The 13,293-nt window shown below is 27.5% G+C and carries 6 protein-coding genes; 3 read left to right on the top strand and 3 right to left on the bottom strand.

Annotated features, from left to right (window positions below):
• Positions 1–498 precede the first annotated feature (498 nt).
• Together QJQ40_RS00580 and QJQ40_RS00575 are read left to right on the top strand one after the other, a co-directional pair.
• A complete protein-coding gene (locus QJQ40_RS00580) occupies positions 499–2,781 on the top strand; it encodes an ATP-binding cassette domain-containing protein (protein WP_282861364.1) in 2,283 nt (760 codons plus the stop codon).
• A 77-nt stretch (positions 2,782–2,858) separates the two neighbouring features.
• Entirely contained in the window at positions 2,859–4,814 is a 1,956-nt protein-coding gene (locus QJQ40_RS00575) for an ABC transporter ATP-binding protein (protein ID WP_282861363.1), read from the top strand.
• Between the two features lie 832 nt (positions 4,815–5,646).
• On the opposite strand, the gene aspS is transcribed toward QJQ40_RS00575, so the two are convergent.
• The 3 genes from aspS to secDF form a co-directional block, all read right to left on the bottom strand.
• Positions 5,647–7,359: an aspartate--tRNA ligase gene (gene aspS, locus QJQ40_RS00570; protein ID WP_282861362.1), complete on the bottom strand. Its 1,713-nt coding sequence runs from the start codon at positions 7,357–7,359 to the stop codon at positions 5,647–5,649.
• Entirely contained in the window at positions 7,352–8,638 is a 1,287-nt protein-coding gene (hisS, locus tag QJQ40_RS00565; RefSeq protein ID WP_282861360.1) for a histidine--tRNA ligase, read from the bottom strand. The genes aspS and hisS overlap by 8 nt, the downstream gene beginning before the upstream one ends.
• 97 nt (positions 8,639–8,735) lie before the next feature.
• The gene (secDF, locus tag QJQ40_RS00560) at positions 8,736–11,330 is read right to left on the bottom strand and encodes a protein translocase subunit SecDF (protein WP_282861359.1); all 2,595 of its coding nucleotides are present in this window, start codon (positions 11,328–11,330) and stop codon (positions 8,736–8,738) included.
• A 133-nt stretch (positions 11,331–11,463) separates the two neighbouring features.
• On the opposite strand from secDF, the gene glyA reads away from it, so the two are divergent.
• On the top strand, positions 11,464–12,720 hold the full coding sequence (gene glyA / locus QJQ40_RS00555) for a serine hydroxymethyltransferase (RefSeq protein ID WP_282861357.1): 1,257 nt from the start codon (positions 11,464–11,466) through the stop codon (positions 12,718–12,720).
• Positions 12,721–13,293 lie beyond the last annotated feature (573 nt).

Below are 13,293 nucleotides of genomic sequence, written 5' to 3'. Positions count from 1 at the left end.
TATAAAAACCAAGCCTTCATATGACTAAATTATTTTCACATTTTTTAAGTTCAAATTTCAGAAAACATAAATAAAAGGCTCCAGTCAAAATCGTTGATAAAAAGGCTAATGGTTCAAATTTTTTGTGTAATTTATTTTAAAAATATTTAATTTTTTATTTTTTTAAATTTTTTTTCATTTAATAAAAAAATGTATTCAAAAAACTAAAAATTTGTTATAATTTTTTTATTAATTAAATTAATAATATGCGAGGTTTATCATGAACAAAGTGAGATCTAAATTACTACTTAATAATTGCATCCTTTTCGATATTCACAATAACTGCTAAAACCTAAAAAATAAACACAAATATTAAAAACTAACAACGGTGAACTCAATATTAATGTCAAATATGTCGGTGCACATTGATTTTTATACTAAAGAGTTTATTAATTCCCTTAAAAAATATGACCAAAGTTGCTATTAAATCATTTAATTCCAAACAAGAGGTTTATTTAGATGATAAAAATTGAAAATTTATCAAAAAAATTTAACAATAAAATTATTTTTAACTCAATAAATCTCGAGATTCCATCAAATAAAATAACTTTTATTGTTGGAAAATCAGGAATTGGGAAAACCACTCTGATTAACTTAATTGCTGGTTTTACAAAAAAGGATAGTGGTGAAATTTCTTTTTTTAAAAATGGTAATGAAATTGAAAATCCTTTGGTGGACGTTGTTTTTCAAGATTTTAATTTGATAGAATCACTGTCAATTAAAAATAATATTTTAATTGCAAATCATATTCTAAATCGTTATGTTGAAAATAACCAAATCGAAAACGAAGCTAGTGCAATTAACATAAATAGTCAAAAATTAAATCGATTAGCTAAGAATTTATCAGGTGGTGAAAAGCAAAGAGCTGCATTTTTGAGAAGTTCATCAAGAAATGCCGACTTTATTTTACTTGACGAGCCAACTGGGAACTTAGATAAAGAAAACTCAATTGCATTGCTTGATTTGTTAGTTAAAATATCACAAAATAAGACTGTTTTAGTTGTAAGCCATAATTTAGAACTTGCAAAAAAATATGCTCATCAAATTATTTATGTAGAAAATGAAAATATTCAATCAGTAGAAAATAAAGATAAACCCCAAAAAAATCTTCAAATATCTACGAATAGTTTTTTAGAAAATACTGAAAATAAAGTATATAAAAAATCGTCTTTTTACCAAAAAGCAAAAGTCGCCTTACTTTTATCTTTTGCTGATTTTAGATCGAAAATTACTACTTTTATTCTTGTTTTAGTTTCATTTTTAGCAATGATTTTTGGTGTAGTTTTATTTGTTAACTTAAATATTTCCGCTAAAAATATTAATTTTGACAACGTTGTTCAATATAATTTAGACACTTTAGGTGTAAGCGAAAAGGGACTTTCTTCCTTACATATTAATGAATTAGAAAAACTTAAAAAAGAAAACCCAAAAATAGAGAAAATAATACCGATATATTCTCATTTACAATTTTTTAAATTTAGTTATGATGATAAAAAAATTTCAACAGGCGAAATTTTCCCTGTTGATGAGTCAGATTTTTTTAAAAATAGATTTGCTGACATTATTAAAAGCCAAAAATTTAATAATAATTTTATATCTAATCAAGACGAAGTTATTTTACCTGAGAAAATTATTAACCAACTTAAAATCCAAAACCCAATAGGAAAAAAAATAAAAATTTCTTATTCTAAGTATTTTGAAGAATTAAAAATTGTTGGAGTAATTGAAGAAAAAAGTTTTGATCAACCCAAGTTCTCTTTAATTCATACAAATAAATTAAAAACAATATATGAAAAGGGATATGGAGAAACATTCGAAAATTTTCATGACTTCAGAATTTTACCAGATAATTTTTATTCTCTTGACTTTAGTGGTTTAGTAGCAGGCAGCGAAACAATATTTGATCCTCCGACTATTAGTAAATATTTTTATCAAAATTCAAGCCAGGCAAATTCAATAAATTTAACTCAAGGTAATTTACCTCAAGCATTCGACGAAATTGCAGTTAGCTCTAGTATTGCTGATAAAATTGGAAAACTAATACAAATTAATACACCTTTTGATAGTCATTATATTTTTAAAGTTGTTGGTATTTTTGATGCTGATAAAACTACTAATAATACTTCAGAAGTATCCGGGAATGTAGTAATTTTTAACAGTGAAGCCGAAAATTTTTTCAGCCAAGCACATCCTAAAGAATTTTTAGTCTTTTTTAATCAAGAAAATCTTTATAATAATATTCAAGATTTTTTAGATAAATATAGTAAATCTGGTGTCAAACGTTATTATTCAACCTCTGGAGGGATTGATGAAATAAGACACCATCTCTTTGCCACCCAATTTACTTCGATTGCGATTATTTTTGCTTCAATTATTGTTCTTGGTATTACTTTATTGATTTTTATTAGCGTTTATGCTGTAAATCTTTCTAATTTTAAGAAAAAATCGATAGCAGTTTTAAAATCACTAGGTGGTAAAACGCTAGAAATTTTCATGTACCATTGATTAAATTTAATAATTATTAGCGTATTTGTATTTTTTGTAGGTATAATTTTATCAACTTTGATTGTCCCGGAAATTTACAAAATAGTTCTGAATCAAAACTTATTTCAGCCAGATTATTCGCAAATTGTCGTAATTTTTCTTTTAACTTGGTTAGTCAGTTTTGTTTCTATGTCTTTTATTTACCTATTAATTTCTTATAAAACATATCGAAAAGATGTCGCAACTTTATTGAGATAATCTAAAATCACATTCGTGATTTTTTATATTTATATAAAAAAGATTTACAAGTTTTTTAATTTTAGACCTGAGGAAAAATGATAAAAATTCAAAATTTAACAAAAAAAATTGATGACAGATTTATTTTTAGTTCACTAAATCTTGAAATTCCTTCGAACAAAGTAACTTTTGTAGTTGGCGAATCAGGAATTGGTAAAACAACTCTTATTAATTTAATTGGCGGTTTTACAAAAAAAGATAGTGGAAACATTTCTTTTTTTGATGAAAATGGTTCTGAAATTAAAAAACCATTAGTTGATGTTGTTTTTCAAGATTTTAATTTAATTGAAAAAATTACATCTAATGACAATATTTTAATAGGAAATAATGTAATAAATAAACTTTTAGACAAAAATGCATTAAATCAAAATGCAAATTTAATGTCGATAAAAACTGAACAACTTGAACAAAAAGTAAATAATTTATCTGGGGGTGAAAGGCAAAGAATTGCAATTTTACGTTCACTTTCACGCGATAGTAGTTTTATATTACTTGACGAACCAACAAGAAATTTAGATATTGAAAATGCAAAAATTGTATTTGAAAATTTAACTAATATTTCCAAAAATAAAACTATTTTAGTAGTCAGCCATAACCTTGATTTAGCAAAAAAATATGCCGACAAAATTGTTTATATTGAAAAAAACAAAATTACTGAGGAAATTTTTGACAAAAATAGCCAAAATCAGTCATTAATTTCTAAAAACGGCGATTTAAATTATCAAAATACCGCTAAAAATTCAAAACTTTCAAAAATTAAACAGGAATTTAAGACAGGTTTTTTATTAACAATTACTGATTTTAAATCAAAACTTACTTCAAGTATTTTATTTTTATTGCTTTTTTTAACCAGTTTTTTTGGGACATTATTATTTGGGGTCTTAAATTTAAATATTAGCAGCACTAATTTGCAAAACACGATTGAATATCAATTAGATTCGGTTGTAATAACCAAAAAACCAAATGCAGAAATAAACACATTTTCTACTAATGAAATCACAAAACTTCAAGAAGATAACCCAAAAATTGTAAAAATTGTTCCTATTTTTACCTTTCCTAAGGTTACTTTCACTTATGGCGATAAAGTAGAGTTTGATTCTTCTGTTGACTATATTGATGAAAGTGATTTTTTTAAAAAAAGATTTATTTTTGACAACAAAAATTTAGTAGGCAGAAACATTCAAAACAAAGATGAAGTAATAATTTCAAAATCGCTGGCAACAAAATTTAATATAGAAAAACCGAACAATCAAAAAATTAGTGTCTCAAGTTTTCGCAACACAGCCGTAGATCTAAAAGTAGTTGGTATAAGTAGTTTGTCTACTTTAGACAGACTAAATTTTAGCTTTTTACATCATAAATTTTTTGAATCAGCAAAACCTGTGCAAAAAAATAGTGGGCCGCCAAATGAAAATCTTGACAACAATAAGCCAGAAAAAATTGACCCTTGAGTATTGAAACTGTATTTTAAAATTGATGATGATTTAGCTAATAATATTGAAAACTTTGCTAAAAACAACAAAGAATTTGAAACCCAATCGTCTCTAGGTGGCATAACAAAATCAATCTTAAATACACAATCATTTACAAATATAGTTATTGGTGCTATTTTAGTTTTATTTATTATAATTTTACTAATTCAGACAGTCTTTTATGCTAAAAACCTGAGTGATTCAAAAATGAAATTAATTGGAATCCTAAAGGCACTAAATGCTAAAACCTGACAAATTTTCTTTTACCATTGACTAAATATTATTATAATTTCACTTTTTATTTTATTTATTAATTCAGTTGTTTTCATTCCGTCAATGGGTAAAATTTATACCGCAATAATTGGTCAAGATATTTTACTACCCTCGCTGAGCCAAGTTGGGGCTTTACTTATAATAATATGACTTATAATGTTTGGGTCTATTTCGGTAATTTACCTAATAATTTCTTGACTAAGTTATCGTAAACCGGTAATTAAATTGCTAAAATTTGAGCAATTCTAATTTTTGAATTTGACTTATATAGTTAAGACTAAATTTGCAAAAATTTACCTTTTGTTGCTTTAGTGAAAGAAAATTTGGGATTGTTTCAGGAAAATCTCTTTGTTATTTATAATAAATTCCTAAAGATTTAAAGCTGTTCAAAGCTTAATTCTTTAGGAATTTTTTGCTATTTTAAAAGCAAAAATTAGTTGCTTTTTGCTTAAATCCTGGGTTTCCCAGTTTTATGGTAAAATTCACTTTTTATTGAATATAAATGTGCAAAAATACCAATAAATCCGTGTTTTTTTGACCTAAACTCTTAATTTTTATTATTTTAAAAACAACCCTTTGAAAAAAAAAAAAAAAATGTTTGGTCAAAAATAAAATTATGCTATAATAAATCTTACTAAGAATAAATTAATAAATTTTGATATTGAATAAGGAAGGAATTAGTTATGTTTTTGTTATAAAAAAATCAGAAAAAGCGAATTATCCATTATATTTTTAATATGATGGAATGCCTTAAATTTAACCGTTTAGAAATCTACAAATTAAGGCTTTTGATTATTGTTCTTTCAAAACTTCATATATTTTTTTAGGCTCAATTTAAATAAAAACGAGTTTTCTATTTGCATTGAGTTTAAATAGTAGTTGTATTTTTTATGGTTTTTATTAGTGTTTAAACTAAAAAAGTAGTTTAAAAATTTCATCATTTTGCTTTTTAAGTTAAAATTTTAACTTTTTTAGTTTGATTTATTTGAAACTGGGAAACTCGGGAAAAATTAGTTGCTTTTTGCTTAAATTAATATTCTAATTTGTCTATTTATTCAAAATTTGTAAGCTTTTTTAGAAATTATTCTTTATCTGTGTCGCTAATTTTGATATTGTATTCAGATAATGACTCAGGATTTATTGATGAAGGTGAATTTAGCAATAAGTCCAAGCCTTTTGAATTTACTGGGAAAGCAATAACATCACGAATCGAGTTTGTTTGTAATAAAATCATAATTAGACGGTCAAGCCCAAAAGCAAAGCCTCCATGAGGTGGAACTCCAAAATTAAAAGCTTTTAAGAGACTGCCAAATTGAAGGTTAATCTGTTCTTGATTAAGACCTAAAATTCTAAAAATTTTGCTTTGTAATTCAGAATTATTAATTCTTATTGAGCCAGAACCAAGTTCAAAACCATTAAGCACAAGATCATAAGATTGAGCGCGAACTTTTATAGGGTCAGTATCTAAAAATTCAATATTTTCAGCAACAGGCGCCGTAAAGGGGTGGTGAGCGGAAGTTATTTGCTGATTTGAATCAAGTTCAAAAAGTGGTCAGTTAATAATTCAGGCAAATTTAAATTCATTTTTATTAATAATAAGGTCGTATTTTTGTGCTAATAAATTTCTCAAAGCACCAAGAGCTAATGATGTTTCTTGATAACTATCAGAAATTAAAAATAAAGTTCCATTTTGATAATTGTTGTCTAATAGTCAACTTTCAAGCTTAGATTTCAAGGCAGATTCATCAGTTTTAAAAGAAAAATACGAAATTTTGCCAGATTCAATATGAACATATAAAAGTCTGTTTGCATTATGTTGGCTTATTTTTTCAGAAAAAATTCGGTAATCTGCTTTTGAAATTAAAACATTTTCAAGAAAAATTCCGCGCGTTTTACCTTGGAAAAGCGGGTCTTGACCATCAAGAAAATCAAGAGAAAATAATTTATTTTCAAATCGCAAGTCAGGTTTATCGGTTCCATATTTGTCAATTACAAAATCATAGTCAAGCCGCGGAAATTCAATTTCTGAATTAGAGTAAATTTTTTCTCACAAATATTTTATAAGGTTTTCAATTTGATTGGAGATTTGCTCAAAATTACTAAAGCCAAATTCTAAATCTAGTTGACAAAATTCAAATTGACGGTCCTTTCTTAGGTCCTCATCACGAAAGACGCGCGCAAATTGGAAGTATTTTTCAAATCCAGAAACCATTAGAAGTTGCTTATAAATTTGAGGTGACTGCGGTAAGGCAAAGAATTTTCCTTTTTGGCGAGTAGGAACTAAAAAGGATCTTGCTCCTTCAGGTGTTGATTTTGACAAAATCGGAGTTTCAATTTCAATAAAATTATTTTCAAAAAGGAAAGAGCGAATATAGTGAAAAACTCTATAACGAAAAGTCAAATTTTTCTGCATTACTTCCCGACGTAAATCTAAAAATCGGTATTCCAAACGTAAATCTTCATTGGCATGAGCCTCATTATGAATTTCAAACGGAATTGGCTGCGAAAATGAAAGTGTTTCAAAATTTATTGCATTTATTTCAAGATCACCGTTATGAATTTTTGTGTTTGGATTACTTCTTAGTGATAAAACGCCTTCAACACGCACAACAGATTCTTTTGAGTATTTGTCCACTTTTTTGGTATTTTCATCAATAATTACTTGAAAAATTCCGTGATAATCACGGATTACCACAAAGGTTTTACTTTTAATTTTACGAATATTTTGGACTCAGCCTTGAATTGAAACTATATTTCCAATTTGTTCTTTGGATAAATTTTTTGAATTATACATGAGTTTCTCCGTCTATAATTGTTCTTAAAAATTCAAAATCAATATTTAAAAGTGAAATGACTTTATTAATAGATGTTTGCAGATTTTTGATTGATATTTGGCCAGGTTGTTCGTCTTTTTCAAAGAAAAAAGCAAATTTTGCGCCTGATTTTTTTGCTTTTTGAAATCCATCTTTAATTGATAGGGGCGATTTATTTAAATCAACTTGAAAATTTTGCTCGCGAAGTAAAATTGCAAGTTCAAAATTTTTAAGAATTTCATCTTGACTAAACCCGATTAAATAAAAATCTAAATTTGTTAATTTAGTAGGGGAATTAGATTTAAAAATTTCTATTAGACGCTCAATTCCAAAGGCAACCCCGATACTTTTAAAATTAGCCATGCCAAATTTTTGTGGTAAATTATTATAACATCCTCCACCAGCAAAAGTTAATTTTGAACCTAAAATTTTGTCATTATCAATAAATTCAAAAACAAATTCATCATAATAATCAAGTCCTCGAACTAAAGAATAATCAACCACGTAATTAATTTTAAATTTTTCAAAAATTGAAATTATTGAGTTGAAATTTTTCTTGTCCTCAACTGATCAAAAGTCGCTTATTTTTGGGGATGATTTAACAAAATCTTTCAAAGATTCTATCTTGTCATCAAGAATTCTCAAAGGATTATTCCTGAGTCGTAATTTAGAAATAGCCTCAAGTTTATCGATATATTTTTCAAAATATTGACTTAAAGCATTAGAATATTCTTGTCTTGTTTGTGAATTTGAAAGGTAATTAATTTTAAGTTGGTAGTTTTGAATTTTAAGATTTTCAAGAATTTTAATAACTAAAAGAATAACTTCTAAAATCTGTAAAGAAAATGACTCTGACTTATAGTTAGTAATTTCAAATCCGGCTTGATAAAACTGACGAAAACGTCCTTTTTGTGGCTTTTCATAGCGAAACATGGGACCAAAATAAAAAAATTTTTTTTCAACTTGGTGCAATTTGTGCTGTCAAATTGCCCGCATAATTGGTGCAGTTCCCTCGGGTCTTAAAGCTAATTGTCGATTTGATTTATCTAAAAATTTATAGAGTTCTTTAGTTACTACATCTGAATCTTGGCTAGTTTTTTCGAAAACTTCTGAATACTCAAAAATTGGCGTTTCAATATATGAGAAATTAAATTTTCTAGCATATTGAAAAAAAATATTACGTATTTTTAGGAATATTTCACTTTCTTGCTCAACAATATCATAAGTACCCTTAGGACTTGAATTTAAGAATAATTTCATTTTTAACCTTTAATTTTAAACCATAGAAAATTTTAACAAAATAAAAACCAAAAATTAAAATAGATGCTTTTTAGTAATTATTTTAATTTTTGGTTGCTTATTTCTCATAGTCATTAATGCTTGCAAATGTTTGTTCATGAACTTTTTGGATATTTCAGTATTTAGCGTTAATTCTTTTTTGTTTTTTATAGTTTCGATATGCTTCTAATTTATTTCATATTCTAGTTGCGACAAATAATGAAGAATATGTTCCGATTATAACACCTATAAGCATTGTTAAACTGAAAACTACATCAATTGACTCATAAAAAATCATTAAAACTATGATTGTAAAAATTGTTGTTAGAGATGTAAAAATAGATCTTTTAGCTGTGTCTTTAATTGCCTCTAATGAAATTTGGTTAATTTTTTCACTTTTGTAAACATCAACGTGATTTGTTTCGCTAAATTTTGTCTTAATACGGTCAAAGACAACAATTGTATCATTTACGGTATAACCAATTAGAGTTAAAATTGCAACAACTAAATTTTGCGATATTTGAATTCGAGTAATAATAATCGCAGAAAAGACCATTAAAACATTAAATAATTGAGAAAGAATAATTGCAAATGAAAAAGTTCATTTAAATCTAATCAGTGTAAAAATACTTACAAAAACAAGTGCTAAGCCAACTGAAAGTATTGCATTAAAAATTAATTTTTGTGCTTCTTCATTTGAAATTGAATAATTTGTCATTCGAATATTTGAAAAATTACTTTGAATTTCTGAATTAAGGGTCGAAAGTCTGGAAGCTAAATCTAATTGGGTTTTGACTTCAATATTAAAAACAGAAGATGACTCGTTTAAAGGATTTAACATTATTAGTGAATTTGTACTATTAATATTATGTGAATTTAAAAAATCAATTATTTTATTAGCTTTTTCTTGGTTTATCAAATCAAAACTTGAATTTGATGTTTCAATTAATAAGTTTGTACCACCACTAAAGTCAATAGCTAAATTAAACCCTGAACCAAAAGACTTATAAATTCCGGCAAAAGTTGCAAAAACCACTAGCGAACCTACAAACAAAACAAGCGGAGTTCATCTAGAATATTTATAAATTTTTTCATAATTAATTCGTGAATAAACTGATTGGTAACCCCGTTCATATTTTTTCAAGTAATAATTTTTTATACCTAAAAGTCAAAATCTGTTACTTTTTTGGAAATAATCAGCTTTAAGAATAAAGCTTGTGAAAAATTTTGTAAATCCAATTGTCACTATTAGTGTAAAGACAATTGAAAAAATAAGAGTAATTGAGAAACTTTTTACATTTTTGGTTCCAAAAAAGAACAAAACAAGTGCAGCTATTAGTGTTGTAACATTTGAGTCAATAATTGCATTAAAAGAGGTCCGATTAGCCTGGGAGTTTGCTTTTATTGCTGAATTACCGGCATAAATTCTCGATTTAAATAGTTCAAAACTAATGACATTTGCATCAATATTCATCCCAATTCCAACAACAAGTGCTGAAATGGTTATTGGAGAATATTCACCTCGAACAATTGTGAAAAAAAGTAATGTCAAAAAGACATAAAGTGAAAGTGAAATTGTTGCAACAATTCCTAAAAGTCCGTAATTTACAATCAAAAATAGCGAAATTATCGCAATTGCTAGACCAATTGCGATTCATCCAGCAATAAATGCTGATTCAGACTTGGTTTTGCTAACAAACGAAGCTGACAAAAAATCTAATTTATAATCAGCAGTACCATAATTAATATCTAGCGCTAATTGTTTTGCCTCTTGAGGAGAAAAATTACCTGTAATTACAAAGGATTTTCCATTTAAAGCTTGACTAACTGTTGCATCAGAAATTAAATACCTTTTTGCATCAATTTGGAATTTTTTAAGTGAAGGTTGTAAAATTTTTCGGTCTGGCAAAAAATCAGGGGTAGTTTTTTCGCCAACGTGCAAAAAATTATATATATTTTTATTAGCTCTTTCTCACTGAAGAGGGAATTTTTCTTGGGCAATTTTTTTAAGTTCAGAAACATTAGACCAAATTAAAATTCTGTTTTGACCACGGGGCAATTTTGAAATATGTTCAGTGGCTTTAGTTCACTCTAATTGAGCATTGTTGTCTTTTAATTCGATTAATACTTGATTACTTGATGGATTCTGAGGATTTGGCTGTGAAAGGGCAGAACCTGGAGCAAATGGAACTAGCCAATTTGACTCATCACCGTTTTCAAGACTAAGGTTTGTTTCAAATTTACCATCAAAAAAGAGAGGATTTGTGTTAACATCTGTAATTGTAAGTGTTGGTTTATTGACTATTTCTTCAATAAATTGCTCTAATTCACGGTTATTAGAAATTTTATTACGTGAAATTCTTATTCGCCCTTCCCCTTCGGTAAAAACGTTGGTACCATTCAAATTAGCCCCGCCGGTTAGACGCTGGAAAATCGCCGAATCTGCCTCCTGAACAACTTTTGAAGATGGAATTTTTCCGTCCAAAGTTTTAACTTGAACTAAAACCTCAGCGCCACCACCATACTCAATTGAGCGATTGATGTTCTGAGAAATATAGTAATTTGAAACGAGAAAAACACCACTTCCAAGAAAAGAAAATGTTAAAAAAGCAAGAAAAAAACGCTTTCAACTATTAAGCGAAAACAACCTAGCAAAAAAACTACGTATTTTCATGACTTCCCCTTCTAGTAAATTTAAAATTATACCATGTTTTGCTTAGCAAATGCAAAAAAATTTTTTTGTAAAATGTTGGCTGTTTTTCGAATATTCCTTATTTTTATAGTATAATTTTTTTGTTTTTTGAGAAATGTACAAGAAAATTAATATTAAAGATCAACAAATTTCTGAGCTAATTAATTTAGAAAGTCAAAGACAAAATGACCAAATTGAACTAATTGCCAGTGAAAATTATGCTTCTCAAGATGTTCTAAGCGCAAATGGAACAAGTTTGAGCAATAAATATGGCGAAGGTTATCCTGGAAAACGCTATTATGGTGGTTGTGAGTTTATTGACAAAATTGAATTAATTGCAATTGAACGTGCAAAGCAACTTTTTGGGACAAAATTTGCAAATGTCCAACCCTATTCAGGCTCAAGTGCAAATTCCGCCGTTTTTGCCACACTTTTAAAACCTGGAGACAAAATTCTTGGCCTTGATTTAAGCTCAGGGGGCCATTTAACTCACGGCTATAAAGTCAATTTTTCTGGAATATTTTACACCGGAATTAGCTATTTTCTTGACAAAAATGAAACTCTTGATTATGATGAGATTGAAAAAATAGCACTTGAGACCAGACCAAATTTAATAATTTGTGGCTATTCAGCTTATTCAGGTTTGATTGACTTTGGACGTTTTCGGCAAATTGCCGACAAAGTCGGTGCCTATTTGCTGGCTGACATTGCCCATATTGCCGGCCTTATTGCCGCAGGAGTACATCCTTCGCCAGTTGGAATTGCCCATGTAATAACATCAACAACCCAAAAAACTCTGCGCGGGCCTCGAGGTGGCCTGATTTTAACAGATATTGAAGAAATTGCAAATAAAATTGACAAAATTGTTTTTCCTGGAATTCAAGGTGGCCCACTTTTTAATACAATTGCCGCAAAAGCTGTTGCATTTAACGAAGCACTGCAGCCTTGATTTAAAGATTATTGCCAGCAAATCATTAAAAATGCCGCTTTTTTTGCAAATGAATTTGCAAAAAAAGGAGCAAGAATTGTCTCAGGAAAAACCCAAAATCACCTTTTTATTGTTGATGTTAAAAAAACCTATGATCTAACAGGCAAACAAGCACAAATTTTGCTTGAATCAGTAAATATTATTACAAATAAAAATACAATTCCAAATGATACTCTTAGTCCTTTTGTAACTTCAGGAATTCGTTTTGGCACTCCAGCAATGACTTCTCGCGGTTTTAAGGAAAAAGAATTTGCTATTCTTGCTGAAATTATTGATTTTGTTCTAAAAAAGAAAAATTTAAATCCTAGTGAAATTGAAGAAATTAAACTAAAAATTCAGAAATTAACAAAAAAATTTCCAGTTAAGTCTAGCTATTGGATTTAAAAAAATGAATTATTTTTTATTTGACTTGAATTTTTAGTTAATATCTTTAGCTGAGTTTGACAGTTTAATGGCGAAAATTCACTTTTTAGTGAATCTAAATATGCAAAAATACCGGTAAATCCGTGTTTTTTGGTGCTAAAATCTTAATTTTTATAATTCTAAAATCAACCTTTTGCAAAAAAAAAAAAAAAATGTCTGGTTTAAAATAAAATTATGTTATAATAGCTATCACTAAGAATAAATTAATAAATTTTATTATTGAATTAGGGGGACTTAAGAATGTTTTTGCTATAAAAAAATCAGAAAATGTGAATTTTCCATTATATTTTTAAATATGATGGAATGCCTTAAATTTAACCGTTTAGAAATCTTCAAATTTAAGGCTTTTGGTTATTGTTCTTTCAAAACTTCATATGTTTTTTTAGGCTCGCTGCAAATAAAAACGAGTTTTCTATTTGCATTGAGTTTAAATAGTAGTTGTATTTTTTTATGATTTTTGTCAGTGTTTTAACTAAAAAAGGTAGTTTAAATAAAAGGTAGTTTAAATATTTTATAATTTTGCTTTTTGAGTTG

Source organism: Mesomycoplasma ovipneumoniae (assembly GCF_030012565.1).
Taxonomy (GTDB): Bacteria; Bacillota_I; Bacilli_A; order Mycoplasmatales; family Metamycoplasmataceae; genus Mesomycoplasma; species Mesomycoplasma ovipneumoniae_D.
This window is presented reverse-complemented; position numbering and strand designations above follow the sequence as displayed.